A 26,090-nucleotide genomic window follows, 5' to 3' on the forward strand; every position below is an offset into this window, starting at 1 on the left:
TGCTATGATACGGCCCACACGAAATGAACGAGATTCGGGAGAAAAGGCGGAGCGGTATGCTACTGTGCGCACAATACATTCTTCCCATCACGTCGGAGCCGTTCAAGAACGGCGCGGTGCTCGTCCGCGATGGCATCATCCGCGACATCGGCACCACCGACATGCTCAAGCTGCGCTATCCCGACGAGGAGATCGTCGACTACGGCCAAGCCGCCCTCATGCCGGGCCTGGTGGACCTGCACACGCACCTGGAGAACTCCGTCATGCGCGGCATCGTGCACGACGTGCCCTACACCACGTGGATCACCTCCATCCTGGAGAAGAGCGCGAAGATGGACGTGGGCGACTGGTACGACTCCGCCATCCTCGGCGGCCTCGAGGCGCTCTCCAGCGGCATCACCACGGTGGCCGACATCACCACCACGGGCGCGGCCTGCACCGCCACGCAGAAGCTCGGCATGCGCAGCGTCATCTACCGCGAGGTGGGCGCCATGGACAAGCGCCGCGTCGACTACGCCATGCGCGTGGCCGAGAACGACATCATGCACTGGCGCGAGGAAGTGGACTCGTCGCGCATCACCATCGGCGTGGCGCCGGCCGCCATGTACGTGTGCCATCCGTCCGTGTTCGGCAAGGTGACCGAGTTCGCCCGCCGCGAGAACGTGCCCGTGGCCATGCACATGGCCGGCAACCGCGAGGAGTACAACTTCATCAAGTACGGCTCGTCGCCCTTCTCGGTGCAGCGCATGGACGAGAAGCGCGGCTTCGTGGAGATCCCGCCGTGGCTGCCCACGGGCACGACGCCCGTGCGCTATGCGCTGAACTGGGGTGCCTTCGAGTCCGACAACGTGCTGGCCATCCACTGCGTGCACGTGGACGACAAGGACATCCAGAAGCTCAAGGAGTACGACGTGTCCGTGGCCGTGTGCCCGCGCTGCAACGCGCAGCTGGGCATGGGCGTGGCCCCCATCAACGAGTTCATGCGTGCCGGCCTGCGCCTGGGCCTGGGCACCGACTCGCCGGCGGCCACTGACTCCACCGACATGCTCACCGAGATGCGCATCGGCATGCTCGTGCAGCGCGCGGTGAACGTGGGCACGTTCCTCGACTCGGCCACCATGCTGGAGATGGCCACCATCGGGGGCGCCCGCGCGCTCAAGCTGGACGACAAGATAGGCTCGCTCGACATCGGCAAATGCGCCGACATCATCGCGGTGGACCTGTCCGGCTCGCATCAGACGCCCACCACCGACCCCGTGTCGGCGGTGGTGAACACGTGCAGCGGTGCAGACATCCTCATGACCATGGTGGACGGCGTCACGCTGTACGAGAAGAGCAAGTGGAACGTGGGCGTGGAGGTTGCCAAGAACATCGCCCGCGTCATCGAGATCCGCGGCAAGCTGAGGGTGTAGAACATGGGAACGAATCAGAAACTGACGGCACAGCAGAAGAGCGCGCGCATCAAGGCGGCGCAGGAGCGGGAACTCAAGGAGAAGGAGCGTCGCGAGGCGGCGGCCAGGACGAAGAAGATCTTCACCATCGTGGTGTGCATCATCCTCGTGCTGGCCCTCGGCATCCCCACCGTGGCCCTCGCGTTCTTGGGCAGCTAGCCTTTGTCATCCTGAGCGGAGGCCGAAGGCCGGAGTCGAAGGATCCCGTGCGGTGCCAACTGGAGACGCTCCTGCTGACACCGCACGCCAACGACGCCCCCTGCCGGGCCTTGCCGTCTCGCCATGCTTTTTCTGTAAAGGAAGCTCGTTCAGCTTGCCCGCGCGTGGTTGTGATACTATAAATCGTTGCCGCGCACGGGGCGCGGTGGAGAGTAGAGAAACCGCACAAAGGGGTTTGCTTTGTTTGGAATCGGCCCATTCGAGTTCTTCCTCATCCTGCTGTTCGGGTTCCTTATTGTCGGGCCCGACAAACTGCCCGCAATGGCGAAGACGCTGGGGAAGGCCATCAATAAATTCAGAAGCGCTCAAGAGGAGATGAACAAGGTCATCAAGACGGAAGTCTACGACCCCACCTCCGACGAGCCCTTCAAGAACCCGCTCGAGGCCCTGTCGAAGGTGGCGGGCGACGAGAAGAAGCAGGAGAAGACCGAGAGCTTCTCCGAGCGCAAGGCGAAGTACGACAAGGAGCGCGCCGCCAAGAAGGCCGCCGAGGAGAAGAAGGCCGCTGCCGCGACGACGACCGCCGCTGCCGCCGGCACGGCTGCTGCCGCCGCGAAGCCGGTGGCGAAGCCCGACGGCTCATTCGAGAAGCCGGCTGCCGAAGAGCCTGCCGCGAAGCCCGCCGAGACGGCAGCCGCGAAGCCGAAGCCCTCGGCCGACGAGCTGTACGGCACGAAGCCCGCGGCCAAGCCTGCGACGACGAAGCCTGCGGTGTCCAAGCCGACCGCCAAGCCTGCGGCGCCCAAGCCGGCCGCGGCGAAGAAGCCCGCACCCAAGCCCGCTGCGGCGAAGACCGAAGCCGAGAAGGCCGCCGCCCGCTCCGCCGCCGCGAAGAAGGCCGCCGCCACGCGCGCGGCCAACAAGAAAGCCGCCGAAGAGGCCGCCAAGGCCGCGGCCCAGAACGAGAAGGGGGAGTAAGCCATGCCCATCGGACCGGCACGTATGCCCCTTTTCGACCACCTGGGCGAGCTGCGCATGCGCCTCGTGCGCATTATCGCCTGCCTGGCTGTAGCTGTCGTCGTCTTTTACATGGCCTCGGAGACGATCGGCCATTTCCTGTTGCAACCCATCGCCGAGTTCCTTCCCCAGGACGCTCAGGGCTTTGCATCCACCTTGGCCCTTGATCCATTCGAGGGTTTCTCGACCCGCTTCAAAGTGTCTGTCTGGGCCTCGCTCGTCGCATGCGCCCCTGTCATCTTGTGGCAGATTCTCGCGTTCTTTCTGCCGGCTCTGAAGCCGAGCGAGCGCAAGTGGTTCGTCCCCACGTTCGGTGCGGCCGTCGCGCTGTTCGTGTTCGGCACGATCTTCTGCTACCTCATTATCCTGAATCCTGCGTTCCAGTGGCTCACCGACCAAGCTGCGGGTTTCGGTACGGTGGCGCCGCGCATGTCAACCTACATCGACACCATCGTGAAGTTCGAGATCGGCTTCGGCGTGGCGTTCGAGCTGCCGCTTGTGGTGTTCTACCTAGTCATCTTCGACGTGGTGCCGTATAAGAAGCTGCGCGGCAGTTGGCGGATGGTGTACGTGGTGCTCATGGTCATCTCGGCCATGGCCACGCCCGATGCCTCGCCGGTCACCATGCTGCTGATGTTCGCGGCCATGATCGCGCTCTACGAGGGCAGCCTGCTCATCGCGCGCATCGTCCTGTCTGGTCGCATCAAGAAGCAGAACGCCGAGATCGCGGCCGAGGAAGCCGAGGAGGCCGCCGAGGAGCTCGCGCTCAAGAAGGCGAAGGCCAAGAAGTAAGGCCCCGCATCCCGCTCGCTTTGGCACGGCCCGTCGCATCGCGGCGGGCCGTTTCGCGAACGGGGCCCGCGAGCGCAGCTTTCGGCGGAGGCGTGCGTGCCGTTTGCTCAACGAGGCGGGCGTGACCGGCGCGGTTGGGCTACCATGATCGCGAACAAAGGAAGGAGCGTCATGCACGAACTGGGAATCATGACCGGCGTGATGGACGCGGTCACCGCCTCGGCCGAGCAGGCCGGCGCCACGCGGGTGCTCAAGGTGAGCCTGTCGGTGGGCGAGATGACCGAGGCCATCGCCGACGCGCTCGAGTTCGCGTTCGAGGTGCTCACCGACGGCACGCTGTGCGAGGGCGCCGAGCTCGAGATAACGATGGTCAGGCCGAAGAGCCGCTGCCTCGAGTGCGGCGCGGAATACGAGCACGACCGCTTCCACATGCTGTGCCCCGAATGCGGCAGCTTCGCCACCGAGCTCATCGCCGGCCGCGAGCTGCAGATCGACAGCATCGAGGTGGACATCCCCGACGGCGAGGAGGCCGAGGAGCAGCCATGCAGATAGACCTGAAGCAACCCATCTTGCAGAAGAACGAGGAGATCGCCGCCGAGCTGCGGCAGCGCTTCGCTGAGAACCGCGTGTTCGTGCTCGATCTTTTGGCCAGCCCCGGCTCCGGCAAGACGTCTACGATCCTCGCCACCATCGACGCGCTGCGCGACGAGTTTAACATCGCCGTCATCGAGGGCGACATCGCCAGCAAGGTGGACGCCGAGAAGATCAAGGCGCAAGGCATCGCCGCCGTGCAGATCAACACGGGCGGCGCGTGCCACCTGGAGGGCGCCATGATCAAGCGCGCCATCGACGTGCTCGACCTCGCGCGGTTGGACCTCATCATCGTGGAGAACGTGGGCAACCTCGTGTGCCCCACCGACTTCGACCTGGGCGAGAACCTCAAGGTGATGATACTCTCTGTGCCCGAAGGCCACGACAAGCCGCTCAAGTACCCGGGCGTGTTCCAGGCGGCCGAGGCCGTGGTGCTCAACAAGGTGGACACCATGCCCGTGTTCAACTTCGACCGCGACGAGTTCGAGCGCGCGGTGCGCCAGCTCAATCCGGCCGCGCCCATCTTCCCCATCGCGGCCACGACGGGCGAGGGCGTGGAGGCGTGGGCCGAGTGGCTGGCCGAGCGCATCCGCGCCATTCAGTAATCCGCAACCGGGTGGAAACAGGACGCGCCTACACTGGGGGCAGCGGCTGGGCGAGCGAAAGGATCGGCGTATGAAGACGGGCGAGAAGTACGACGCGTGCGTTGGCGCGCTCAAGGAGTTCGCGGAGGGCGCAGGGTTCACCGACGTGGTGATAGGGCTGTCGGGCGGCATGGACTCGACCCTGGTGGCGGCGATGTGCGCAGACGCGTTCGGCGCGGAGCGGGTGCACGGCGTGCTGCTGCCGGGCCCCTACTCGAGCGAGCATTCGGTGGAGGACGCGCGCGAACTGGCCGACAATCTGGGGATCCGCGCGGAGGTCGTGTCCATCTGCGAGCCGTTCGAGGCCTTCGAGCGCGTGCTCGCGCGGGCGTGCGGCGGCGAGCTCAAGGGCCTCGCGGCCGAGAACACGCAGGCGCGCTGCCGCATGGTGTGCCTCATGGCGCTGTCGAATGCGCACGGCTGGATGCTGGTGAACACGGGCAACAAGAGCGAGGCCATGATGGGCTACTCCACGCTCTACGGCGACACGGCCGGCGCGTTCGCCCCCATCGGCGGCCTGTACAAGAGCGACGTGTACGCCGTGGCGCGCTGGCGCAACGAGCGCGCGGAGGCCGAGGGCGCGCAGCCGCCCATCCCCGAGCGCGTGTTCGCGAAGCCGCCGAGCGCCGAGCTCTCGCCCGACCAGGAGGACGAGAAGAGCATGGGCATCGACTACGACACGCTGGACAAGCTGCTGTTCGCGCACATCGAGCAGGGCCTGGATGCGGAAGGCCTGGTGCGAGCCGGGTTCGCCGAGCGCGACGTGGAGCGCGTGCTGCGCACCGTCCGCGCCACCGCCTTCAAGCGCGCCTTGGAGCCCCCGTCGCCCGACGTGGAGTTCTACGGGTAAGGAGCGGGACGGCAGCCGCACTACTCCTGCGAAGATTGCGTGGCGAACGCCCCTGCCGCCCTCGTGCGCGGCGGGGGCGTCACTATACTCTGCTCAGATCGGGATCCGCACGACCGCCCTCGCTCAAAAGGAGCCGCACGCCATGGAGCGCCGCTCGTTCTTCAAACTCGCCGGCATATCGACCGCCGCCCTCGCCGCCGGGGGCGTCCTCGGTTCGTGCGAATCGGGCCAGCTGCCGGCGAACCCCCTCGATGCGAGCGTTGTCGGCGGCAAGGCCGAGGATGCGAGCGTCATGGGCCAGCCGGCTGTCTCGTTCTCCTCGGACGTGGACGTGCTCGTGGTGGGCAGCGGCATCGCCGGGCTCTCGGCCGCCATGGCGCCCCTCGAGGCCAAGCGTTCCGTCATGGTGGCGGACAAGCTCGACCTTCTGGGCGGGGAGAGTTTCACGTCGAACGGCGTGATGCGCGTGGCGGGCAGCGGCGTGCAGCGCGCTGCGGGTATCAAGGCCGATGCCGCCTCCGAATGGGGCGCGCGCAAGAAGGAGCTCGAGGCCGCCGGCGTGACCGATCTCGACTTCGCCAAGCGCCTGTTCGAGGCGGCGCCCGCCTGGGTCGACCACCTGGTTGACGAGTACGGCGCGCAGTTCGCCGACCCTGCGACCTATGCGCGCGACGGCGAGAACGGCTCGATCCTGCTGCCGAAGAACGGTCTCGGCGACATGGAGAGCGCGATGGTCCCTCTGCGCGACGGGCTGTCGGAGAAGGGGGCGCTGTTCTCCACCGGCTTGCGGGCCGAAGCCTTCATCCTCGCAGCGGACGGCTCCGTGTGCGGCGTGCGGTTCGCGGCCGTGAGCGGGGGGACGGTGACCGACGTGCGTGCGCGGCGCGTCGTGGTGGCCACCGGCGGGTTCGCCAGCAGCCAGCCGCTCGTGCACGCCTACACGCCCGACTACGAGCGCGTCGGCTGCTACACCGTGGCGTCCATGGGCGAGGGCCAGCTTCTGTGCGCGGCGGCGGGCGGCCAGCTCTCCGGCATGGACAAAGCGGCGCCGCTCACGAGCGACCTGCCGCAGGCGGCGGCGTGGAGCCTGTTCGGACCGGTGGTGGCCGTGGACGCGCTGGGCGCTCGCTTCGCCCGCGAGGACGGATCCGGCGCGGTGGCGAACGCCTGCTTCGCCGGCGAGCGGGGCTTTTGGTGGACGGTGTTCGACAAGCAGCTGGCCGAGAGCGGCCAATCGCGCAGTATCGCGCAGCTGACCAGCCAGAACGCGAAGCGCTTCGCGGGCCCGTGCGACACTGCGGAAGAGCTCGCCGAGGCGACGGGGCTGCCGGGCGACGCCCTCGCGGCCACGATCGACCGCTACAACGAGCTGGTGAAGGCGGGCAAGGACGACGACTTCGGCCGTGTGCTGAGCCTACGCCCGCTTGAAGGCCCCTTCTACGCGCTCAAGCAGTTCCCCGTGCGCTACAAGTCGCGCGGCGGCGTGAAGACCGACGGCGAGGGCCGCGTGCTGAACGCGGCGGGCGCGGCCATCCCGGGCGTGTTCTGCTGCGGGTCGGCGGCTGCGGGCAGCCCCGACGGCCTGGCGGCGAACGGGGCGTTCGGCCAGCTGGTTGGCCAGGCGGTAGCCGCGTCCCTCGACGAGGAGGACGCGCAAGGCTAGCCGCCGCCGCGCTGAGCTCTGCGTTGTCGGCCGGTTGCCAAGGTGCAAAGGGGCGGGAACCGGGCCTCGACACCCCCATGGAAGAATGATCTCGTACCTATTCGCGAAAGCCGCGGCGGGCGTCCCTCGTCCGCGACGAGCGGCTCCGGACAAGGAAGCGAGGTCTTCCCCATGAACGAAGATGCGAGCAACTCCGGCGTGTCGCGCCGCGCGTTTTTGGCCGGCGCATGCGCCACGGGCGCGCTGGCGCTGGCGGGCGGTTTGACCGCGTGCGCGCAGGAGCCCCAGGCCACGGGCCAGGGCGACGCCGGCGGCACCGGCACGGGCACGAACGGCGACGCGGTGCTCGGCAGCCCTGCCCCGGCCAACGTCGACAAGACCTACGACACCGACCTGCTCATCGTGGGCGCGGGCGGCAGCGGGCTGGCGTGCGCGGTGCAGGCAGCGCTCGACGGCACGAAGTTCATCCTGGTGGAGAAGGGCTCACAGGTGGGCGGCAACGCCAGCTTCGTCGAGGGCATGTTCGCGGTCAACTCGACGCTGCAGCGCGAGCAGGGCATCGAGATCGAGCCCGCCGAGATCATCGAGGCCGAGCTCACGCGCGGCCAGCACCGCCAGAACGGCGATCTGTGGCTCGACCTGGTGAACAAGTCGGCCGAGAACATCGAGTGGTGCCAGGAGCAGGGCGTGCTGTACGCCGGCAACGTGGATGACTACTACGGCGGCCTGTTCCCCACGTTCCACTGGTTCCAGGACGGGAAAGCCCAGGTGGGCTACGTCGATCCCATGAAGGCGCGCCTCGACGAGCTGGGGGCGGAGGTGCACCTCAACACCACCGTGAACGGCATCATGCGCGACGGCGACAAGAAGGTGACCGGGGCCTACGCCGAGGGCGACGAGGGCGTCGTGCAGTACAACGCGCGCGCCGTGGTGCTGGCCACCGGCGGCTTCGGCGGCAACGCCGAGGTCATCGCCGAGCAGGGCTGGGACACCGACGGCATCCACATCGTGGGTTCGCCCAACGCCGCCGGCGACGGCTACCGCCTGGCCATGGACCAGGGCGCGCGCAACTTCATGGCGCAGTCGGCCCAGTCCATCCTCTACGCCATCCAGGCCTTCCCGCCCATCGACTTCCACGACGCGGCCGAGAACCCCATCAACGGCTACTTCGGCATCGCGGCGGGCGGCCCGGTGCTGTGGGTGAACGAGGCGTGCCAGCGCTACTCGCGCGAGAACCTCGCCGACGACAACCTGGTGCTCCAGTGCATCCCCGGCAAGTCGAACAAGGAGAACTACGTGGTGTTCGACCAGGGCATCTTCGATCGGTTCTTCGGCAAAGACGACGACGCGAAGAAGATGTTCGACGACGCCGTGTCCAAAAACGACGGCGACAGCCTCTACCGCGGCGACACCATCGAGGAGCTGGCGGGGAAGTTCGACCTTGACGCCGACGCGCTCAAGGCCACGGTTGACCACTACAACGAGCTGTGCGCGGCCGGGGCCGACACCGACTTCGGCAAGCCCGCCGAGCTCATGGTGGTCATCGAGAACGCGCCGTTCTACCTGGCCAAGCTCTCGTACAGCTACTTCTTCTCCGTCGGCGGCATCACCACCGACAAAGAGCGTCGCGTGCTCGACGGCGACCGCGACCCCATCGAGGGCCTCTACGCCATCGGCAACGACGGCAACATGCTCTACCGCAACGTGTACACCATCAACATGCCCGGCACCGCCTTCGGCAACCAAGTGAACAGCGGCCGCGAAGCCGCCACCGCCGTGAAGGAGTATTTGGCATAAAAGGGGACAGTCCCCTTTTATGCCATTTTGAGGGTGACAAAGGGATATTGTCACGTTCCCCGGCGCGTCTGCAAGCCGCAAGCCTCCCGAGAACGTGACATTACCCCGGCCCTTTGTCACCCTGCCCCGTCCCTTTGTCTCACCCCTACACCCGATGGAGTATGGCGCGGGGCGGGCGGCTGGCTTAGTATGGGGGCATGGAAAACTTTCTGGTGAACAACCGGCCGATGACGGCGAAGGACTGGGCGGTGGACGTCGCGGTGACGGCCGTGGCGTTTCTGTTCGGCTGCGGGCAGCTCATGCTGGCGGCATCGAACATCGTCATCCCCGACCTCGCGCTGCGCCAGTACCTCGGCATGGTGAACGTCGTGCCCAATGTGCAGGTGTTCGTGGCGCTCGCCCTCACCACGCTGCCGCTCATCGTGCGGCGGCGCTACCCGTGGCCGGTGTTCGCCTTCTGCTTCGTCGCGTTCCTGAGTTTGCAGAACTCGTTCAGCGGCTTCTCGCTTACCATCGTCGGACCGGTGGTGGCGCTCTACACCATCGCCCACGAGCGCGGCCGCGCCGAGGCGGTCGTGGGGGCGGCCGTGGCCGTGATCGGGCTTTTGTTCGCCGACGCGCCCTCGCGCACGGCCAGCCTCGCGTTCTTCACGCGCTTCCAGAACATCGCGCTCGTGGTGGCCGCCGCGTTCGCCGGCTACGCCTACCGCGTGCACCGCGCCTACGTCCAGGCCGTGGAGGAGCGCGCCACCGAGGCCGAGCGCTCGCGCGAGGAGGAGGCCGCCCGTCGCGTGGAGGAGGAGCGCGTGCGCATCGCGCGCGAGGTGCACGACATCACGGCGCACTCGCTGTCGGCCGTGAGCATCCAGGCCGCGGCAGCCGAGCGGCTCATCGACCGCGACCCGGCGGCGGCCAAGGAGGCTATCGCCACGGTGCGCGCCACCGCGAAGGGCGCGCTCGATGACATCCGCAGCATGATCGGCGTGCTGCGCTGCGGCGACGAAGCGGAGACCTCGCCCACCGCCGGCACCGACCGGCTGGCCGACCTGGCTTCCTACCTGCGCGGCGCCGGCATCGACGCCGCGCTCGACGAGTCCTCCTACGATCGCGCGCGCGTGCCGGCGCACGTGGACATGGCGCTGTTCGGCATCGCCCGCGAGGCGGCTACCAACATCGTACGCCACGCGGGGGCGCGCTCGGCGGCCATCCGCGTCGCGCTCGAGGACGGCCAGGCGCGGCTCGTCGTGGAGGACGACGGGCGCGGCTGCGAGGGCGACGCGCTCCGCGCGGGCGGCGGCCACGGCATCGAGGGCATGGCCGAGCGCGTGCACCTGCTGGGCGGCGCGTTCTCGGCGGGCGCGAAGGCGGGCGGCGGGTTCCGCGTGGTGGCGAGCATCCCGGTGAGGGGAACGGAGGCGTAGCGGATGGAGAGCAAGGTGCGCGTGCTGGTGGCGGATGATCAGGACCTCGTGCGCAGCGGGTTCAAGCTCATCCTCATGTCCTACGACGGCATCGAGGTGGTCGGCGAGGCCCGCGACGGCGGGGAGGCCGTGGAGCTCGCGCGGCGGCTGCGTCCCGACGTGGTGCTCATGGACATCCGCATGCCGCGCATGAATGGCATCGAGGCCACGCGCGCCATCCGCGCCGACGCGGAGCTCGAGGGCGTGCGCGTGCTCATCCTCACGACGTTCGACCTGGACGAATACGTCTACGACGCGTTAGCCGCGGGCGCGAGCGGCTTTTTGCTGAAGGACGCCGAGCCCGACGAGATCGTGGCCGCCGTACGCGTGGTGGCGCAGGGCGACGCGCTCATCGAGCCCTCCATCACGCGCCGGCTCATCGAGACGTTCGTGGCCTCGCGCCCGGCCAGCCTGGCGGCCGGGCCGCGCACGGGCTCGTTCGCCGCGCTCACCGACCGCGAGCGCGAGATCCTCGTGCTGGTGGCGCGCGGCCTGACGAACGAGGAGATAGGATCCGACCTGTTCATCTCGCCGGCCACGGTGAAAACCCACCTCGCGCGCATCATGGCGAAGCTCGACGCCCACGACCGCGCCCAGCTCGTGGTGCGCGCCTACGAGGGCGGCCTCGTGAAGCCGGGTCTGCGCTAAGCGCCGAGGGCGCGCGGGCTTCGCTCGGGGCCTCGTCGGCAATTGTGGCGATCGTTTGACGATTGCGTCAAATCTCAGCGATGGGCGCTCAGATTTCCTCGAAACCGCTTGCATTGGGGGGCGATGATGCTATGATTACGCAGTGCTTAGCACTCGTTACCACGGAGTGCTAGCAGTCACCACGAACGAGTGGTTAAATAGCAAACGTGCGATAACCAGTTTCGTACAATGGTCGGACGAAAGGAAGGCAGCGTTATGAATTTGAAACCTCTGGGTGATCGCGTCATCGTCAAGGCCGACGAGGCCGAGGAGACGACGGCTTCGGGCCTGTACCTGGCCACCGAGGCGAAGGAGAAGCCCCAGAGCGGCACCGTGCTGGCCGTGGGCGACGGCAAGACCGACAAGGACGGCAACCTGGTTCCCGTCCCGGTGAAGGTGGGCGACAAGGTCGTGTACGGCAAGTACGGCGGAACCGAGATCAACGTGGAGGGCGAGGACGTCCTCATCCTGCGTGCCGACGACCTGTACGCCGTGTTCGCCTAACCCCAACGTGCCGATTCCGCATTACGAAAGGAAGCATCCGCAATGGCTAAAGATATCAAGTTCGAGGCCGATGCCCGCAGCGCGCTCGCTGCCGGCGTGAGCAAGCTGGCCGACGCCGTGAAGGTGACGCTCGGCCCCAAGGGCCGCTACGTGGCGCTGGAGAAGTCCTACGGCGCGCCCGTCATCACCAACGACGGCGTGACCGTGGCCAAGGAAGTCGAGCTGGAGGATCCGGTCGAGAACATGGGCGCCCAGCTGGTGCGCGAGGTGGCCGTGAAGACGAATGACGTGGCCGGCGACGGCACCACCACCGCCACGCTGTTGGCCGACGTCATCGTGTCCGAGGGCCTGCGCAACGTGACCGCCGGCGCCGACGCGCTCGGCATCCGCCGCGGCATCCAGAAGGCCACCGACGCCATCGTCGAGGCCATCAAGAAGGACGCCACGCCGGTGTCCACGAAGGACCAGATCGCCAACGTCGGCACCATCTCCGCCGGCGACGCCGAGATCGGCAACGCCATCGCCGAGGCCATGAGCGCGGTGGGCAACGACGGTGCCATCTCCGTTGAGGAGAGCCAGACCTTCGGCCTGGAAATGGACATCGTGGAGGGCATGCAGTACGAGCGCGGCTACATCTCGCCGTACATGGCCACCGACATGGAGAAGATGGAGGCCGTGCTCAACGACCCCTACATCCTGCTCACCGACCAGAAGGTCACCAACATCCAGGACATGGTGCCGCTGCTGGAGGAGATCATGAAGTCCGGCCGCCCGCTGTTCATCGTCGCGGAAGACGTCGAGGGCGAGGCGCTGGCCACCATCCTGCTGAACAAGCTGCGCGGCACGTTCAACTGCGTGGCCATCAAGGCCCCCGGCTTCGGCGACCGCCGCAAGCGCATCCTCGAGGACATCGCGGCTGTCACGGGCGCGCAGGTGATCGACAAGGATTTCGGCATGACCATGGCCGATGCCCGCATCGACATGCTGGGCCATGCCAAGACGGTCAAGGTGACCAAGGACACCGCCCTCATCGTGGACGGTGCCGGCGACAAGAAGGCCATCGAGGACCGCATCCATCAGATCCGCGCCGAGCTCGAGCGCGTCGATTCCGACTTCGACCGCGAGAAGCTGCAGGAGCGCCTGGCGAAGCTGTCCGGCGGCGTGGCCGTGCTCAAGGTGGGCGCTGCCACCGAGTCCGAGCTCAAGGAGAAGAAGTCCCGCATCGAGGACGCCCTGCAGGCCACCCGCGCGGCTGTGGAAGAGGGCATCGTCGCCGGCGGCGGCGTGGCGCTCGTGGACGCGCTGCCCGCGCTCAAGAAGGTGAAGGCCGCCGACAAGGACGAGGAAGTGGGCGTTGCCATCATCCGCAAGGCGCTTGAGGCCCCGATGCGCGCCATCGCGCAGAACGCCGGCTTCGAGGGTAGCGTCGTGGTGGAGCACGTGAAGGGCATGAAGAAGGGCGAAGGCCTGAACTGCGCCAACGGCGAGTACGGCAACATGATCAAGATGGGCGTGAACGACCCGGTGAAGGTGACCCGCACGGCGCTGCAGTCCGCGGCTTCCGTGGCGGCCCTCATCCTCATCACCGAGGCCACCATCAACGAGATCCCCAAGGATCCCGATCCGGCGGCCCTGGCGGCCATGGCCGGTGGCGGCGGCATGGGCGGCATGATGTAAGCCTCGCGGCTTTCATCGCACGCATAAGAAAGCTTTTCGAGAGCGGGGCGGCCAGACGGTCGCCCCGCTCCGCGTTCGGGGATTCAGCTGCGCTGGGCGATCTCCTGGGGGGCGGCCGTGACGCCGTCCCGTCCCTTTGTCACGGGCCGTTCGCCGAAAGGGGAGGGCGGTCGCGGGGCGTTTTCGTCCGTTCGCGCGGGGGCTTCCCGTTCCGTTAGAAAAACAACGGATGCCGACCGCCCGTCCCGGTATAACGGGTGCAGCGAAAGCGCGCGACCCGATGCCGCCGCCCGCTTCGCGACCCGCCGCGCAGCGATCTCTCCTCCTCCCTGCTCGATGCCCAGCGAGTCGCGAAGCGGCGTTCGGCGACCCTCCCGGCCCCGCTTTTGCGCCTATCGAATGCGAGAAAGGGAGTTGATGGCAACCAGAACGAGAAAGAAGACCCTGGGCGTATGGATCGCCGCGACCTGTGCGGGCGTGCTCGCGGTGGGCCTCGCGGCGTGCGCGCCCACGATGAACGACAACCCGGCCCGGGAGGACGGTCCTGCGCTCGACGTCCGCCTGCCCGCGCCGAATGAGAACGGCATCGTCACGGCCGACCAGTGGGAGGCGGTCTACCCCAACGAGTACGCCACCTACCAGCAGAACGGCGAAAACACCGGCGGCAAGGAGGTGAGCGAGGACTATCCCGAGATCAAGGTGCTGTGGGAGGGCGCGTCGTACGCCGAGGCCTACCACGAGCCCAACGGGCACACCTACGCGCTCAAGGACGTTTCCGAAACGCCGCGCGATCCGCAGCTCGCCAGCTGCCTCACCTGCAAGTCCTCCGAGTTCATTCGCATGCAGAGCGCCGATCCCACGCTCAACAAGGCACCGTTCGACGACATCCTGGCCCAGGTGAGCGAGCCTATCAGCTGCGCCGACTGCCACGTGGACAGTCCGCGCGACAACGGGGCGGTGGCCACGCGCCAGTTCTTCATCGACAACGTGGGCGACGCGGCGGCCGGCCTGCCCGCCGGTGCCATGTCGTGCGGCCAGTGCCACAACGAGTATTTCTTCCCCGGCGAGAACAAGGCCGCCGACAACCCGTGGAAGAGCCTCGCCGAGGCCACGCCCGACGCTATCCTGGCGAACCACAACGAGCTGGGGTACGTCGACCACGTGAACCCGCGCACCGGCGCCGAGATGATCAAGGTGCAGCATCCTGAGTTCGAGACGAACTACGGCGGCGAGATGTCGCCCATGGCGCAGCGCGGCTACAGCTGCTCCGACTGCCACATGGCGCCGTCGGTGGACGAGAACGGCAACGAGTACAAGAGCCACCTGTGGGTGAGCCCGCTTGAGAACGACGACCTCATCGCCAACGACTGCGCGAACTGCCACGCCGACATCAAGGCCGAGGTGGCCGCCATCCAGGAGAAGACGGTCGAGCGCGAGCACGCTGTGGCCGCGCGCATCGAGGGCCTCATCGACGCGACCGAGGCCGCCATCGCGGACGGCTCGCTTGCGGGCGAGAGCCTTGACGCGGTGCGCGACCTGCATCGCACGGCGCAGTTCTACTGGGACTTCGTCATGACGGAGAACAGCGAGGGCGCGCACAACAGCGAGCTCACCGAAGAGACGCTGGACAAGGCTGAAGCCGCCGTCGACGAGGCGATGGCCCTCATCGGCTGACGACCACTCCGCGCCGCGCCGTCTTCTGCGGCGCCGGCGACTCCATGACGGCGGGCCTCTCTCCCGATGGCCCGCCGCCCTCCTCCGGCAGGGGCGGCCGTCGCGCCGCCCCTGCCGATACGTTCGCCCCCTCCATTCGCCGAGGTGCGCGCCTAGTCGCGTTCTATCGCGGCCACGACGTCGGCCACGCCGCATCCTAGGAAATCGGACAGCTCGATGAGCGTCGTCGTGCGCAGTCCGCCGAACCGCCCGTTTTCAAGCAGCCTCAGCTGCGCGGGACGCACGACGCCGGCGGCCTCCAGATCGGCGAAGGTCTTACCGCTGCGCTCCATCAGGGCCAGGAGCTTCTCGGTGCTTCTGCGCGAGTCGTCCATGCCTCCGCACTCCGTTCTCGGAAAATGATCGATCAGTCCAGCATCTGACGATTGTAGCGAATACCCTAGCTGCATGGAACCTATCGAGTTCAGACAAGCAGTCGGCGCGAGGGTGCGCGCGTGCCGCGAGGCGCAGAGGCTTTCGCAGGCGAAGCTCGCCCAGATGATCGGCGGCGCGAGCGACGGAGCGTACATCTCGCGCATCGAGAAGGGCAAGGTGGCCGTCGGCGTGGACGGCCTCTACCGGATCGCGACGGCGCTCGACGTGGGCGTGGCGGACCTGGTCGACCTCGACAAGGACATCGACTCGATCAAGCCCGGATCCCGGCGCTAGCCTCGAGGCGCCAAGGCGCGACTTTCCGCATATGATGACCGTTCGGCTACGACGGGTCCGGCGAGCGCGCGTTGGACTACAATAGCGACCCATGGAAGAATTCTTGCACATAGCGGGGCACGTACTGGAGCATTCGGTCGCGGACACCCTCTACCTCATCCCGTTCCTGTTCGTCACCTACCTGGCCATGGAGTGGCTCGAGCACAAGACCGGCGGCAAGGCGCAGGCGGCCGTGCAGCGCGCCGGGGCCGCGGGGCCCATCGTGGGCGCGGTGGTGGGCGTCGTGCCGCAGTGCGGGTTCTCGGCCGTGGCGGCCACGCTCTGGGCCGGGCGCGTCATCACGCTCGGCACGCTGTTCGCCGTGTTTTTGTCCACGTCGGACGAGATGCTGCCCATCCTCATCGCCGAGCAGGTGCCGCTCGATGTGATCCTCAAGATCCTCGGCGCGAAGATCGTCATCGGCATGGTGATGGGCTTCATCGTGGACGCGGCCTTGCGCCTCGCGCGCCGCATTGACGCGCCGCTGCACATCCACGACCTGTGCGAGCAGGACCATTGCCACTGCCACGACGGCGAGGGCGGCATCCTCAAGAGCGCGCTCAGGCACACGGTGCAGGTGACGCTGTTCATCTTCGCCATCACCATCGTGCTGAACGGCGTGCTGGAAGTGGTGGGGGAGGACGTGCTCGGCGAGTTCCTCAGCGCGAACCCGGTGCTCTCGGTGTTCGGCTCGGCGCTCGTGGGCCTCGTGCCCAACTGCGCGGCCAGCATCGTCATCGCGCAGCTGTACGTGAGCGGCGTGCTGGGCTCGGGCGCGATGCTGGCGGGACTCCTGGTGAGCGCGGGCGTGGGCCTGCTCGTGCTCGTGCGCACGAACCGCCACTGGAAGCAGAACCTCGCCATCATCGGGGGCCTGTACGCCACCGGGGTGGCCTGGGGCCTCATCGCGAACGCGCTGGGCATCGTGTTCTAGGTTGCTTGCGCGAAAACTGCGCAGAGCTTCACAGCGGTCATTTTTGTGCAAGACTGTGATCAGGAAAAATGTCGAGAAGTGCCTGTTCAATACAGGTTTTTTGAAGTGTGACAAAATGGCCGCTGTGAAGCTTGGTGCAGCACGGCGGGTGCAATATTGCTGAATCTTCTTCGGAATCCGAAGAAGAATGCCGCGCTGCCTCTGGCCTTCGGTGCGCTCGCACGGCTATAGTATGACGAGACCGCAAAACGAGAGGAGCATCGCCCATGGCCACGTTAGAAGCCGGCATGACGCGCGACGAGGCGTTCGCGCTGCTGCAGGAGCACAACAAGGATCCGTTCCACATCGAGCACGCTGAGACGGTGGAGCAGACCATGCGCTACTTCGCGCGCGAGTTCGACCCGGATAACGAGGAGTTCTGGGGCATCGTGGGCCTGCTACACGACCTGGACTGGGAAGAGCACGACGACGAGCCGGAGAAGCACACGCTGTACGCCACGCCGCTCATCGAGGCCGCCGGCGGCTCGCCCGAGCTCATCCGCGCCATCCAGAGCCACACCTCCGACTTCAACCCCGAGCTGCCCAAGCCTGAGCTGCAGATGGAGAAGATCCTGTTCGCCACCGAGGAGCTGACGGGCCTCATCGGCGCGGCCATCGTCATGCGCCCCAGCAAGAGCGTCATGGACTTCGAGGTGAAGTCGCTCAAGAAGAAGTTCAAGGACAAGCGCTTCGCCGCCGGCGTGAACCGCGACGTCATCCGCTCGGGCGCCGAGATGCTCGGCTGGGAGCTGGACGAACTCTTCGCCCGCACCATCGAGGCCATGCAGTCCTTCGCCCCCGACAAGGACACATTCGCCCCCGCCGAGGGGTAGGGGCTTCCGCTCTTTCGCCCCCATCTTCGCTCCTAAAACACGCCTCAGCGCACGAGGCGTGTTTTAGGAGCGAAGATGGGGCTTTGGCAACGCAGAGACGCCCCGCCGCGGTTGCGCGCGGCGGGGCGTTCGGAGGGAGGGAGGCGTCGGGGTTCGCGCGGGCGCTACGCCAGGTCGCCGGCCATGTGGCGCACGGCGTGGCGGGCGAAGGTGATGGTGCGGCCGCAGGCGCAGCCCACGATGTACTCGGGGTAGTTGTTGGCGAACATGCTGCCCGAGCAATCGCCGGCGGCGTAGAGGCCCTCGATCACCTGGTTGTTCGGGTCGAGCGCCTGCATGTCGGCGTTGATGCGGATGCCGTCGACCGTGGTCAGCAGCGATCCGCCGTACCAGCAGCCGTAGAACGGTGCCTCGCGCAGCGCGCTCAGGCGGTAGGGCTCCTTGCCGAAGTCGGCGTCGGCCTGCGCGTCGTAGAAGCCGTTGTACTTCTCCACCTCGGCCAGGAAGGCCTCCTTGGCTTCGCCGGAGAAGCCAAGCTTGTCGGCCAGCTCCTCGATGGTGTCGGCCTTCACCATGGTGCCCTTCTCCAGCTGGTCGGCGTAGATCTCGTCGAGCGGCGCGTCTGCCTGCTTGGCTAGCAGCTGCTGGGTCTGGCGCGAGCAGCCGATGGTGCTGAAGCGCTTCACGTCCTCCTTCAGGTTGGAGTCGAACACCTGGCAGAACACGCCGCCCTCGTTGCCCGCCGCCGCGAAGCAGCAGAAGTCGTAGGGGGTGGACTCGTTCACGAAGCGCTTGCCGTCGCGCGCCACCTTCATGAGCGGCTGCGAGCCCAGGTTGAACTGCTTGTCGGTGCCGATGAACGTGGCCACCTCGCCCGGCGCGCTCACGATGCCGGCGTCCTCGCCCGGCTTCACGGCGCCGCGGTCGAAGATCATGGGCGCGCCGACGGCATCCTTCTGCGCGCCGGCCCACAGCGCCGCCTTGATGCCGTCGCCCACGTTGTTCGGCGAGCCGTACTGCAGCGTCACGCAGCGGTCGACCATCGGGTTGCACGCGCGCAGCATGTCGGCGTTGCTGGTGTAGCCGCCGGTGGTGAGCAGCACGCCCTTCTCGGCGTCGATCTGCACGTAGCCTTCGGGCGTCTCGAACACGGCGCCGGTCACCTTGCCGGAATCGTCCTGCACGAGCTTGGCCAGCGAGTGGTTGTACGTGACGTCGTAGCCCTTGTCGTTGATGTAGGCCAGCAGCACCTTGTTGCGCTCGAGGGCCTCGCCGGCGGAGTCCTTGCCGGAGTAGTAGTGCTCCATCGGGAACAGCGCGAAGCTCGTGCCGCCCGTCTCGTGGTCGATGTCGTTGTCGAAGGCGCAGGTCATGCCCGCGGAGGTGAGGATGGGGTCGAGCCAGTCGGTAACCTCGGCGCTCTCGTCGATCCACACGCGCACGACGCGCTGGTCGGCCTGGCCGGAGGCGTAGCGCGTGAACTCGTTGAGCAGCTGGGCGGTATCCACGTGCGCGCCGGCGGCCTCGGTGTACTTGGTGTTGATGGCGCCGAACCAGTGGCGCGTGCGCTGCACCGAGCCGGACTTCTCGCAGATGGTGAAGTCGAGGCCCAGGTCGGCCGCCGTGGCGGCTGCGGCCATGCCGCCGTTGCCCGCGCCGATGATCAGAAGCTCGGTGGTCTTCGTCTCCTTGATATCGCCCGCGGCGATCTCGGGCGCGCTGCCCAGCCAGCCGGCGGAGGCGGAGCCGGCGGAGGCGTCGGCCTTCGCGTTCGCGGGGGCGCTGCCGGAGGCGTCGGAGGCGGACTCGGCCTTGGCCTGCGGCGCGCAGCCGGCAAGCCCGAACGCGGCGAGCGCTCCGGTGGCGGCGGCCCCGGTCAGGAAGTTGCGGCGGGAAAGCTTGCTCTCGGTGATGGTCTTCATGGTGGTTCCCTCCTAAAGGATTGCTGCTTCGCCCCGGTTCCCTGCGGGGCTTGGGCCTCATCATGCGCCCCCGCCGCGCCCCGGTCATCACCGCGCAGGCACCATTTCGATGCTTCCAAGCTCGGAAATCCCCTCACCCCTCTGGTACCAGAATGCCGGTTTTGCCTTGTCAGAAGCGGGTGAAGTGCGTTAGGCTGAACCCCATGGAAACTTCCGCCGAAAAGCCCGCGCTCCGCTCCCTCGTCTCGCTCGCCTGGGCGCGCTGCACGGTGGCCCTCGCCGCCGAGGTGTTCGGCACCTGGCTGGTGAACGCGCGGCTCTACCCGCTGTACAACGACGTGCTGCCCGCCGCGCGCGACGCGTCGTCGCTGATCGGCGTGGCGGTGCTCGTGATTCTGGCCGTCTGGGCGCTGCGCCGCCCGAAGGACTTCAACGAGCAGCTGCTCACCACGGCGAGCATGGTGGGGTTCGCCCTGTCGTTCGGCATCATCCTGCTCGGCATCTTCCAGCAGCAGCCGCTCGTGCTCTTGGCCGGCTCGCTGCTCCGCTCGGTGTCCACGCGCTGGTTCGTCGTGCTCACCGGCATCTCGCTCTGCAAGCTGAGCGGGCGCTCGTGCATGCTGTGCGTGGCCTCGGCGCTCGTGCTGAGCTACGCGCTGCGCATCCCGTTCGGGGCCGTCGACGACACCGTGGGCCTCATCGCGGTGGCCGTGCTGCCGTTCTTGGCGTATGCGGCGTGCCGCCCGCTCGCGCTCGACATGCTGGGCGTCATGCGCGCGAGCGTGCCGCCGGTGGAGGCGTCCGTCACGCACCCGGCGTCGTACCTGCCGTTCGCGCACGGGCTGTTCATCTCCATCTTCGTGTTCCGCATCGCTTACGGGTTCGCGCTCACGTTCGGCTCGGTGGACGGCAACCCCCAGCAGACGTTCTGGTCCGTGGTGCCCCTCGCGTTCGTGTTCGCCATGGTGTTCGCGCCCCGGCTGCCGAAGGCCGACGCGCTCTACGGGGCGGCGGCGCTGTTCGTAGTGGCGGGCTTCCTGTCGGCCACGGTGCTCTCGGCGGCCGGGGCGTCCATCGGCGCGCTGGCGAACGGCCTGTTGTACGCGGGCAGCGAGTGCTTCGACGCGCTCATGTGGTTCGCGCTCGCCTCCATCGGCGCGCGCAACAAGGCCAACGCGCTGGCGGTGTTCGCCTGGGGAAAGGCGTCGTCGTCGGCGGGCCTGCTTTTGGGCGCCACCATCGGGCACGGGGTGAACGCGACGCCCGACCCCTTCGTCGTGGCCGTGGCGCTGGCTATCGTCTTGTTCCTGTTCGTGGGCGTGAACCTGACGGCGCTCAAGAACTTCAGCTTCCAGGCCACCATCGACGGCGTGGAGGAGCCGCCTGCCGTGGCGGCGGCCCCCGCGTCGGCCGGCCTGCAAGAGCAGAGCGCGGCCCTGGCGAAGCGCTGCCGCCTCACGCCGCGCGAGACGGAGCTCTTGGAGCTTCTGGCGCACGGCCGCAACGGCCCCTTCATCCAGGAGAAGCTCGTGCTGTCGCGCAACACGGTGAAGACGCACGTGGCCAACATCTACGCAAAGCTGGACGTCCATTCCCAGCAGGAGCTCATCGACCTCGTGCAGCAGGAGCCGCCGGCCTAGCGCCTCTCGGCCTCGGCCAGCTGCCGGCGCATGGCCCCGCGCCTACGGCTGACGAAGAGGTAGGCGGCCAGCGCGACGGCGGCCACGCCCGCCATGGCGGTGAACAGGCCCGCGTAGCCCCATAGCGGCTGCACCAGGCCCAACAGCAGCGGCCCCACGCCCACGCCCGTGTCCAGCAGGATGTAGAACGTCGAGTTCGCCAGGCTCAGCCGGTCGTCGGGGGCGATGCGCACGGCCAGCGCCAGCCCGCTCGCCTGCACGGTGCCCACGCCGAAGCCCAGCAGCGCCGCCGAGATGAGCATGGCGGGCGGCCGGTGCACCGTGGCCAGCAGCGCCATTCCGCAGATGAACGCCACGAACGCCGGGATCATGACCACGCGGTCGCCCTTGCGGTCGAAGAGCTTGCCCGTGAACGGCCGCGTGACGAACGTGGCGATGGCGTACACGACGAAGAACACGCTCGCAGGGGCCTCCAGCCCGCGCTCGGCCGCGAACGGCGTGAGGAACGTGAGCAGGCTCGAGTAGCAGAAGAACAAGAGCGCGCACACGATGCCGATGGGAATGACGCTGCGCTCCAGGTAGGACCCGAGGCGAGGGCGCGGCACACGGAAGCCGCCGGCGCGCTCGTCCCGTTCGGCCCGGGCGATGCCGCGCGCCTTCGCATCCACGGTCGCGCGCGGGGCGGCCGGTTTCGGCACGCGCAGGGCGGCCGCCGCCAAAAGGCCGAGCGCCGCCACGCCCGCCGCCACGGTGAACAGCACGAAGAACCCGGCGTTATGCGTGAGGAACATCCCGAGGAAGGGGCCGACGGCAGCGCCGAGCGTGACCGACAGCATGTAGTATCCCACGCCCTCGCCCTTGCGGCTGTCGGGCACAAGGGCCGTGACGATGGTGCCGATGGTGGTGGAACACGCGCCGTAGGCGATGCCGTGCGCGAGGCGCAGAGCGAACAGGGCGGCGATCCCCAGGTTGGCCAGGTAGAGCACCGAGAACGCCACCTCGAACACGGCACCGGCCACCAGCAGGCGCTTGCGGCCGATGCGGTCCATGAGGCCGCCGGCGAGGAAGCGCGCCACGAGCGCCCCGATGATGAAGATGCTCGCCGCGAGGCCCGCCACCGAGGGAGGCGCGCCGTAGGTTTTCATGGCGAAGTCGGCCACTACCACCATGAGCCCGTAATAATTCACCATGAGCAGGAAGTTCACGGCCGTGCCGAGCGTGAAGTCCTTCGTCCAGAGTTTCGCCTTCGCTTGCGCAGACATGCTAGGCCATCGCCTCGGATCCCTGTTCGCGCGGCGCGTCCTTCGCGATGAGCACGGCGATGGGGGAGCCCTGCACCACCGCGTAGCTCACGCTGCCGAGGAAGCCCTTGACGCCGCCCTGCCCGCGGCTGCCCATGACGATGAGGTCGCATCCCTCGTCGCGCGCGCACTTGAGCAGCAAGTCGGCGGGGGAGGTGCCCTTCAGCAGGTGGGCGTGCGCCTTGTTCGGCACCTCATCGGAGAGGGCCTCCAGTTCGGCGAGCACTCTGTTCGCCTCGTCGAAGATGACGGACTCCGCGCCGGTGCCCATGCCGTAGAGCTTCACGACGTGGACGAACACGAGCTCGATGCCCTCGTCCTGCGCCCCGATGGCGCGGGCGAGCTCGAGCGCCCTGCGCGAAGGGGCCGACCCGTCGTAGGCGACGAGCATTTTCGAGCACCACATGATGCAACCTGCCTTTCCCCGGTGTGATGGTGTTCTTTAATTGTACTGCGATCTGCGCCGATCGGAGGTTACGTTCTTGCTGCGCCTGGCAATCGCCGCGAGGGGCGCACGAATCGCACGGGAAACGTCTCCCAATGCGCAAAAGCGAATCGGATGAATCGGGCGCGCGTCGACAATAATCATTGACCGGCCATCCGCGCGCGGCTAAAATGAATGCTTGCGCATCAAACGACGTGGGCCGTTAGCTCAGCTGGTAGAGCAGGGGACTTTTAATCCCAAGGTCGCGGGTTCGACTCCCTCACGGCCCACCACGAAAGCACAGGCCGGGACAGCACACGCTGCCCGGCCTTTTCTACGGTGCCGGACGCTCGTCGCTCCATTCCCATCAAATCGCAAGACTTTACAGAAACGTCACCTGCGCATCGAACTCGCCCGGTTATACTCAAGGGACAAAGTCAGATCCGAGGGAAGGGACGGATATGATCGGTTTCAAGAAAATAGCGCTGTTGAGCTGCGGAGTCGCTTTGACTGCCGCGCTTGCCGGATGCGCATCGGAAGCGCCCGAGCCGCAAGCGGGCGGCGAGGGCCAGCCCGCTGCCCAGGAGCAGGAGCAGAAGCAGCCGCTCGACCTCACCGGCAGCTGGGAGCAGTCGAACAAGAACTCCGAGGACAGCTACCATGTGGCCACTATCGAGGACGGCGTCATCACCGTGGATTGGGTGACCGACGGCGGCAAGACGACGTCGATTTACTGGGTGGGCACCTACGAGGCGCCGACCGAGGCGACCGAGAGCTACGCATGGGACTCCGTGAACGACCACGAGCAGACCGACGGCGCGCTTCTGGCCTCGTCCGACGACACCAAGACGTTCACTTACGAGAAAGGCGTGCTCAGCTATGAGCTCAGCGCTTTGGGGACCACCACCACAGTGGAGATGCAGAAGAAGTAGGCGGAGCGCCGGCATCTTCTCATTGCCAACACCTGGGTTTCCGGGTAAAATCGGTGGGCGCGTCGCGGGCTGAGGGATGCCCGGCGCGCCCACCTTCGTGACTGGGCCATCGTCCAACGGCAGGACTCTGGTTTTTGGTACCAGCTATCCAGGTTCGAATCCTGGTGGCCCAGCCAATTCTTCTTTTCCTACACCCGCACGAGACGCGCGCGGAAGGCGCTGATGGCACCGCCGTTGCCGGCGAAGTCGTCTCCGTAGCCGGACGTGTCCGCAAGGTCGATCATCGGTGCGAAGAAACCTCCGCCCACGTTTGCCACGGCGTACTCGATGCCGAGCCAGCCGGTGGCCGCAGGGTTCTGCGTCTCGTAGTAGCAGCGCACGCCGGTGATGGGGGAGCCGTCCCCTGCGCAGCCCCGCTCCAGGTCGTCGATGTCGTAGCCCCGCACCGGCGGCAGCCATCCGCTCGCCTGCGTGCGGGCCTGGTACCACCCGGGCATGTCCACCGCGAGGTACACCATCGGCGAGCCGTCGCCGGCGTAATCGTCGTCCGAGCCGCCGGAGTCCCAATGGTTCACCATCTCGGCCAGCCAGCCGTTCGCCTGCGAGCAGGCGCGATAACGCAGGTCGGGAACGGTGGCGCTCGTCGTGCCCGCTGTCGGCGAACCACCCTCGCCCACGTAGCGCAGGATGCCGTCCCAGGGGTAGTCGTAGTAGGCGCGCACGTTCGACTCGCGGCCGGTCTGGTCGCCCTCGCGCCCGCCCACGATGCCGCCGTTCTCGTTGATCGAAAACTGCATGAGCACATCGGGCACGGCCGTGCGGCACATGGCCGTGTGGCTGCGCTCATTGAGGTACACGTCCCCGCGCTGGGCGACGTAGCTCATCGGCATCCAGGCGAAGTTGCCGGCTGCGCACATGCGCTCGCGCATGTTGCCCGTGTAGGTGGCACCGCCGCAGTCGACGCCGGCGGCCTCGTAGGCGCTGATCACGCCCGACGAGCAGTCGCGGTCGCCGCCGGCGAAGGCGTAGCGCACCCCGTCGACTTCGATGGACTCCACCGCTGCGTTGCCCCAACGGTTCGATCCTTGGGTGTAGCCGTGCCCGCCGTTGCCGTCGTGGGCGACGAGGTGCTCCATGATACGCGTGGCCACTTCGTTCGGCGCGGCCATCATTCGCCTCCCTTCGCGAGCGACGGAAGGCTCGACCCGCGGTCGACTTCGGGAATGCCGGCCACGCTCGTCAGCAACGAGACGACGGCCGCCAACACCGCGCCCGAGGCGGCCAGCGCCCAGTCGACCTGGCCGAGGGCCGTCGAGGCGCCGATCACGCCGATAGCTGCCTGAGCTGCGGTTTTCGCAGCGCGTACGGCTGCGGCGCGCAGCCACTGTTTCAGGTTGTCGTTCATGTGAGCTCCTTAAAGTCCGAAATGGGCGAACATGATCCCGGCAGCGGCGCCGAGCGCAGCGGTCAACGCGTAATTCGCGACCGTCTCCCAGCGCCGTGCCGGAACCGATTCGAGCGCGGCCAGCCGCGCGTCGTGGTCGTCGAGCTTCTCGTCGTACTTGTCCACGAGCACGGTGATGCGCTCGGTGAACTTGGAAAGCTCCTTGCAGTCCTCCTCAAGCTCGAGCACCCGTGCATCGAGCCGTCCGAGATGCTGGCTGTGAGCTAGACGTTCCGTGCAGGGGTCCATAGGCGATCATCCCCCTTCTTGATTGTGTGGGCGTTTCATCGAGTCAGGCAACCCTCCTCCACATGTGCACGACGGTGTAGGGCGGCATGTTGTTGTGTGGCTGGCTGCCTCCGTTGTAGCGCACCGACGAATCCTCTTCAGTGGTTGGCGGATCGGAAGCGATACCCCGATACGATGCAACCTGAAAGTCTCCGCTGTTTGGCACCCTCCAATACCCGATGAGCGCGTGAGCATGGCTGGGCATCTCTGCTTTCGTCAGCGTATGCTCCTCTTCGCCGCCTGCATCGCCGATGTCCCGCTTTCCGCTTGCCAGGAGCATGCGGTCATGCAGCTTTTCCCACCTTGTCCCCGGCCAGCGATCGTGGGGATCGTCGTTGGAGAACGTGATCCAAATGTCGTCCATATACACAGGGCAAGGGCTGTCTCCGCCGATCGCCGAGATGGCGAGCCACGTTGTGCCGCATACTGCGAGCACCACTCTGCTTCCAGGGGCGGGATGGCAGCAGCGTACGGCGGGCACCGCTGCGGCCTCCCCGTCGGGCACGGCCATCAAGGTGTCGCGTTCGATTGACTCGACCGTCCCGAAGCGCAGCCGGCACGAATCGGCATCGCCTTGGAGGGCGAAAAGCCTGGCAATTTCAAATGCGTCCATAACAACG

Annotated in this window: 27 protein-coding genes and 2 tRNA genes; 21 read left to right on the forward strand and 8 right to left on the reverse strand. The window is 67.2% G+C overall.

Features of this window, described 5'->3' with window-relative positions; translation table 11 throughout:
- Positions 1 to 56 precede the first annotated feature (56 nt).
- From FX134_RS10945 to FX134_RS11010, 14 genes are all read left to right on the forward strand, one after another.
- A complete protein-coding gene (locus tag FX134_RS10945) occupies positions 57 to 1,412 on the forward strand; it encodes an amidohydrolase family protein (protein ID WP_080801700.1) in 1,356 nt (451 codons plus the stop codon).
- Between the two features lie 3 nt (positions 1,413 to 1,415).
- Entirely contained in the window at positions 1,416 to 1,610 is a 195-nt protein-coding gene (locus FX134_RS10950) for a CASC3 protein CASC3 (RefSeq protein WP_080801703.1), read from the forward strand.
- 240 nt (positions 1,611 to 1,850) lie between these two features.
- A complete protein-coding gene (locus FX134_RS15015) occupies positions 1,851 to 2,588 on the forward strand; it encodes a twin-arginine translocase TatA/TatE family subunit (RefSeq protein WP_080801707.1) in 738 nt (245 codons plus the stop codon).
- Between the two features lie 3 nt (positions 2,589 to 2,591).
- Positions 2,592 to 3,419 (forward strand): twin-arginine translocase subunit TatC, encoded by an 828-nt coding sequence (gene tatC / locus FX134_RS10960; RefSeq protein WP_080801710.1) that lies wholly within the window; start codon positions 2,592 to 2,594, stop codon positions 3,417 to 3,419.
- A 171-nt stretch (positions 3,420 to 3,590) separates the two neighbouring features.
- Complete coding sequence (hypA, locus tag FX134_RS10965; RefSeq protein WP_080801713.1) at positions 3,591 to 3,971, forward strand: hydrogenase maturation nickel metallochaperone HypA; 381 nt, start codon at positions 3,591 to 3,593, stop codon at positions 3,969 to 3,971.
- On the forward strand, positions 3,962 to 4,615 hold the full coding sequence (gene hypB / locus FX134_RS10970) for a hydrogenase nickel incorporation protein HypB (RefSeq protein ID WP_080801717.1): 654 nt from the start codon (positions 3,962 to 3,964) through the stop codon (positions 4,613 to 4,615). Before hypA ends, hypB begins: the two co-directional genes overlap by 10 nt.
- A gap of 70 nt (positions 4,616 to 4,685) precedes the next feature.
- The gene (gene nadE, locus FX134_RS10975; RefSeq protein WP_080801720.1) at positions 4,686 to 5,504 is read left to right on the forward strand and encodes an NAD(+) synthase; all 819 of its coding nucleotides are present in this window, start codon (positions 4,686 to 4,688) and stop codon (positions 5,502 to 5,504) included.
- A gap of 142 nt (positions 5,505 to 5,646) precedes the next feature.
- Positions 5,647 to 7,167: an FAD-dependent oxidoreductase gene (locus FX134_RS10980; protein WP_080801723.1), complete on the forward strand. Its 1,521-nt coding sequence runs from the start codon at positions 5,647 to 5,649 to the stop codon at positions 7,165 to 7,167.
- Between the two features lie 171 nt (positions 7,168 to 7,338).
- The gene (locus tag FX134_RS10985; protein ID WP_080801726.1) at positions 7,339 to 8,964 is read left to right on the forward strand and encodes an FAD-dependent oxidoreductase; all 1,626 of its coding nucleotides are present in this window, start codon (positions 7,339 to 7,341) and stop codon (positions 8,962 to 8,964) included.
- A gap of 197 nt (positions 8,965 to 9,161) precedes the next feature.
- Positions 9,162 to 10,385, forward strand: coding sequence for a sensor histidine kinase (locus FX134_RS10990; protein WP_080801728.1), 1,224 nt, complete (start codon positions 9,162 to 9,164; stop codon positions 10,383 to 10,385).
- Positions 10,386 to 10,388: 3 nt separating this feature from the next.
- On the forward strand, positions 10,389 to 11,072 hold the full coding sequence (locus FX134_RS10995; protein WP_080801735.1) for a response regulator transcription factor: 684 nt from the start codon (positions 10,389 to 10,391) through the stop codon (positions 11,070 to 11,072).
- Positions 11,073 to 11,327: 255 nt separating this feature from the next.
- A complete protein-coding gene (locus FX134_RS11000) occupies positions 11,328 to 11,615 on the forward strand; it encodes a co-chaperone GroES (protein ID WP_080801739.1) in 288 nt (95 codons plus the stop codon).
- A 42-nt stretch (positions 11,616 to 11,657) separates the two neighbouring features.
- Positions 11,658 to 13,292 (forward strand): chaperonin GroEL, encoded by a 1,635-nt coding sequence (groL, locus tag FX134_RS11005; RefSeq protein WP_080801742.1) that lies wholly within the window; start codon positions 11,658 to 11,660, stop codon positions 13,290 to 13,292.
- A gap of 417 nt (positions 13,293 to 13,709) precedes the next feature.
- The gene (locus FX134_RS11010) at positions 13,710 to 14,966 is read left to right on the forward strand and encodes an ammonia-forming cytochrome c nitrite reductase subunit c552 (protein ID WP_172623461.1); all 1,257 of its coding nucleotides are present in this window, start codon (positions 13,710 to 13,712) and stop codon (positions 14,964 to 14,966) included.
- Positions 14,967 to 15,118: 152 nt separating this feature from the next.
- Here the strand turns inward: FX134_RS11010 and FX134_RS11015 are convergent, their stop codons facing one another.
- Positions 15,119 to 15,340: a helix-turn-helix domain-containing protein gene (locus tag FX134_RS11015; RefSeq protein WP_080801749.1), complete on the reverse strand. Its 222-nt coding sequence runs from the start codon at positions 15,338 to 15,340 to the stop codon at positions 15,119 to 15,121.
- 73 nt (positions 15,341 to 15,413) lie between these two features.
- On the opposite strand from FX134_RS11015, the gene FX134_RS11020 reads away from it, so the two are divergent.
- The 3 genes from FX134_RS11020 to FX134_RS11030 all read left to right on the forward strand — a co-directional run bounded on the left by FX134_RS11020 (position 15,414) and on the right by FX134_RS11030 (position 17,519).
- Positions 15,414 to 15,674 (forward strand): helix-turn-helix domain-containing protein, encoded by a 261-nt coding sequence (locus tag FX134_RS11020; RefSeq protein WP_080801752.1) that lies wholly within the window; start codon positions 15,414 to 15,416, stop codon positions 15,672 to 15,674.
- Positions 15,675 to 15,765: 91 nt separating this feature from the next.
- Positions 15,766 to 16,647 carry a putative manganese transporter gene (locus tag FX134_RS11025; protein ID WP_080801756.1) on the forward strand — a complete coding sequence of 294 codons (882 nt, stop codon included), beginning with the start codon at positions 15,766 to 15,768 and terminating at the stop codon, positions 16,645 to 16,647.
- Between the two features lie 266 nt (positions 16,648 to 16,913).
- Positions 16,914 to 17,519: an HD family phosphohydrolase gene (locus FX134_RS11030; protein ID WP_080801759.1), complete on the forward strand. Its 606-nt coding sequence runs from the start codon at positions 16,914 to 16,916 to the stop codon at positions 17,517 to 17,519.
- A gap of 164 nt (positions 17,520 to 17,683) precedes the next feature.
- Here the strand turns inward: FX134_RS11030 and FX134_RS11035 are convergent, their stop codons facing one another.
- Complete coding sequence (locus FX134_RS11035) at positions 17,684 to 19,441, reverse strand: FAD-binding protein (RefSeq protein ID WP_080801763.1); 1,758 nt, start codon at positions 19,439 to 19,441, stop codon at positions 17,684 to 17,686.
- 203 nt (positions 19,442 to 19,644) lie between these two features.
- Between FX134_RS11035 and FX134_RS11040 the strand changes: the two genes are divergently transcribed.
- Positions 19,645 to 21,081, forward strand: coding sequence for a helix-turn-helix transcriptional regulator (locus FX134_RS11040; protein WP_080801766.1), 1,437 nt, complete (start codon positions 19,645 to 19,647; stop codon positions 21,079 to 21,081).
- On the opposite strand, the gene FX134_RS11045 is transcribed toward FX134_RS11040, so the two are convergent.
- A complete protein-coding gene (locus FX134_RS11045) occupies positions 21,078 to 22,343 on the reverse strand; it encodes an MFS transporter (protein ID WP_080801768.1) in 1,266 nt (421 codons plus the stop codon). The genes FX134_RS11040 and FX134_RS11045 overlap by 4 nt on opposite strands.
- A gap of 1 nt (position 22,344) precedes the next feature.
- Positions 22,345 to 22,788, reverse strand: coding sequence for a universal stress protein (locus FX134_RS11050; RefSeq protein WP_080801770.1), 444 nt, complete (start codon positions 22,786 to 22,788; stop codon positions 22,345 to 22,347).
- A gap of 235 nt (positions 22,789 to 23,023) precedes the next feature.
- Here FX134_RS11050 and FX134_RS11055 point away from each other — a divergent pair.
- The 3 genes from FX134_RS11055 to FX134_RS11065 all read left to right on the forward strand — a co-directional run bounded on the left by FX134_RS11055 (position 23,024) and on the right by FX134_RS11065 (position 23,914).
- A tRNA-Lys gene (locus tag FX134_RS11055) sits at positions 23,024 to 23,099 on the forward strand.
- A 168-nt stretch (positions 23,100 to 23,267) separates the two neighbouring features.
- Positions 23,268 to 23,738, forward strand: coding sequence for a hypothetical protein (locus FX134_RS11060; protein WP_080801773.1), 471 nt, complete (start codon positions 23,268 to 23,270; stop codon positions 23,736 to 23,738).
- 102 nt (positions 23,739 to 23,840) lie between these two features.
- Positions 23,841 to 23,914, forward strand: a tRNA-Gln gene (locus tag FX134_RS11065).
- 12 nt (positions 23,915 to 23,926) lie between these two features.
- On the opposite strand, the gene FX134_RS11070 is transcribed toward FX134_RS11065, so the two are convergent.
- From FX134_RS11070 to FX134_RS11085, 4 genes are read right to left on the reverse strand one after another with little or no spacing between them, the layout of a single operon-like run.
- Positions 23,927 to 24,907: an endolysin-like domain-containing protein gene (locus tag FX134_RS11070; protein ID WP_143412187.1), complete on the reverse strand. Its 981-nt coding sequence runs from the start codon at positions 24,905 to 24,907 to the stop codon at positions 23,927 to 23,929.
- The gene (locus tag FX134_RS11075) at positions 24,907 to 25,143 is read right to left on the reverse strand and encodes a holin (protein WP_080801778.1); all 237 of its coding nucleotides are present in this window, start codon (positions 25,141 to 25,143) and stop codon (positions 24,907 to 24,909) included. The genes FX134_RS11070 and FX134_RS11075 overlap by 1 nt, the downstream gene beginning before the upstream one ends.
- Positions 25,144 to 25,152: 9 nt before the next feature.
- Positions 25,153 to 25,431 (reverse strand): hypothetical protein, encoded by a 279-nt coding sequence (locus FX134_RS11080; protein ID WP_143412188.1) that lies wholly within the window; start codon positions 25,429 to 25,431, stop codon positions 25,153 to 25,155.
- Between the two features lie 43 nt (positions 25,432 to 25,474).
- Positions 25,475 to 26,083 carry a phage baseplate protein gene (locus FX134_RS11085; protein WP_080801785.1) on the reverse strand — a complete coding sequence of 203 codons (609 nt, stop codon included), beginning with the start codon at positions 26,081 to 26,083 and terminating at the stop codon, positions 25,475 to 25,477.
- Between the last annotated feature and the right edge of the window lie 7 nt (positions 26,084 to 26,090).

Origin of the sequence: Arabiibacter massiliensis, assembly GCF_902386925.1 — a bacterium.
Taxonomy (GTDB): Bacteria; Actinomycetota; Coriobacteriia; order Coriobacteriales; family Eggerthellaceae; genus Arabiibacter; species Arabiibacter massiliensis.

Excerpts from the sequence above, each read along its gene's own strand:
- FX134_RS10985 (WP_080801726.1), top strand. The coding sequence starts at position 7,339 with ATGAACGAAGATGCGAGCAACTCCGGCGTGTCGCGCCGCGCGTTTTTG.
- FX134_RS10995 (WP_080801735.1), top strand. The coding sequence starts at position 10,389 with ATGGAGAGCAAGGTGCGCGTGCTGGTGGCGGATGATCAGGACCTCGTG.
- nadE (WP_080801720.1), top strand. The coding sequence starts at position 4,686 with ATGAAGACGGGCGAGAAGTACGACGCGTGCGTTGGCGCGCTCAAGGAG.
- FX134_RS10980 (WP_080801723.1), top strand. The coding sequence starts at position 5,647 with ATGGAGCGCCGCTCGTTCTTCAAACTCGCCGGCATATCGACCGCCGCC.
- FX134_RS11040 (WP_080801766.1), top strand. The coding sequence starts at position 19,645 with ATGGAAACTTCCGCCGAAAAGCCCGCGCTCCGCTCCCTCGTCTCGCTC.
- FX134_RS11080 (WP_143412188.1), bottom strand. The coding sequence starts at position 25,431 with ATGGACCCCTGCACGGAACGTCTAGCTCACAGCCAGCATCTCGGACGG.
- FX134_RS11060 (WP_080801773.1), top strand. The coding sequence starts at position 23,268 with ATGATCGGTTTCAAGAAAATAGCGCTGTTGAGCTGCGGAGTCGCTTTG.
- FX134_RS11050 (WP_080801770.1), bottom strand. The coding sequence starts at position 22,788 with ATGTGGTGCTCGAAAATGCTCGTCGCCTACGACGGGTCGGCCCCTTCG.
- groL (WP_080801742.1), top strand. The coding sequence starts at position 11,658 with ATGGCTAAAGATATCAAGTTCGAGGCCGATGCCCGCAGCGCGCTCGCT.
- FX134_RS11075 (WP_080801778.1), bottom strand. The coding sequence starts at position 25,143 with ATGAACGACAACCTGAAACAGTGGCTGCGCGCCGCAGCCGTACGCGCT.
- FX134_RS10950 (WP_080801703.1), top strand. The coding sequence starts at position 1,416 with ATGGGAACGAATCAGAAACTGACGGCACAGCAGAAGAGCGCGCGCATC.
- FX134_RS10990 (WP_080801728.1), top strand. The coding sequence starts at position 9,162 with ATGGAAAACTTTCTGGTGAACAACCGGCCGATGACGGCGAAGGACTGG.
- FX134_RS11070 (WP_143412187.1), bottom strand. The coding sequence starts at position 24,907 with ATGGCCGCGCCGAACGAAGTGGCCACGCGTATCATGGAGCACCTCGTC.
- FX134_RS11035 (WP_080801763.1), bottom strand. The coding sequence starts at position 19,441 with ATGAAGACCATCACCGAGAGCAAGCTTTCCCGCCGCAACTTCCTGACC.
- hypA (WP_080801713.1), top strand. The coding sequence starts at position 3,591 with ATGCACGAACTGGGAATCATGACCGGCGTGATGGACGCGGTCACCGCC.
- FX134_RS11025 (WP_080801756.1), top strand. The coding sequence starts at position 15,766 with ATGGAAGAATTCTTGCACATAGCGGGGCACGTACTGGAGCATTCGGTC.
- FX134_RS11030 (WP_080801759.1), top strand. The coding sequence starts at position 16,914 with ATGGCCACGTTAGAAGCCGGCATGACGCGCGACGAGGCGTTCGCGCTG.
- FX134_RS11000 (WP_080801739.1), top strand. The coding sequence starts at position 11,328 with ATGAATTTGAAACCTCTGGGTGATCGCGTCATCGTCAAGGCCGACGAG.
- hypB (WP_080801717.1), top strand. The coding sequence starts at position 3,962 with ATGCAGATAGACCTGAAGCAACCCATCTTGCAGAAGAACGAGGAGATC.
- FX134_RS11020 (WP_080801752.1), top strand. The coding sequence starts at position 15,414 with ATGGAACCTATCGAGTTCAGACAAGCAGTCGGCGCGAGGGTGCGCGCG.
- tatC (WP_080801710.1), top strand. The coding sequence starts at position 2,592 with ATGCCCATCGGACCGGCACGTATGCCCCTTTTCGACCACCTGGGCGAG.
- FX134_RS11010 (WP_172623461.1), top strand. The coding sequence starts at position 13,710 with ATGGCAACCAGAACGAGAAAGAAGACCCTGGGCGTATGGATCGCCGCG.
- FX134_RS10945 (WP_080801700.1), top strand. The coding sequence starts at position 57 with ATGCTACTGTGCGCACAATACATTCTTCCCATCACGTCGGAGCCGTTC.
- FX134_RS11085 (WP_080801785.1), bottom strand. The coding sequence starts at position 26,083 with ATGGACGCATTTGAAATTGCCAGGCTTTTCGCCCTCCAAGGCGATGCC.
- FX134_RS11045 (WP_080801768.1), bottom strand. The coding sequence starts at position 22,343 with ATGTCTGCGCAAGCGAAGGCGAAACTCTGGACGAAGGACTTCACGCTC.
- FX134_RS11015 (WP_080801749.1), bottom strand. The coding sequence starts at position 15,340 with ATGGACGACTCGCGCAGAAGCACCGAGAAGCTCCTGGCCCTGATGGAG.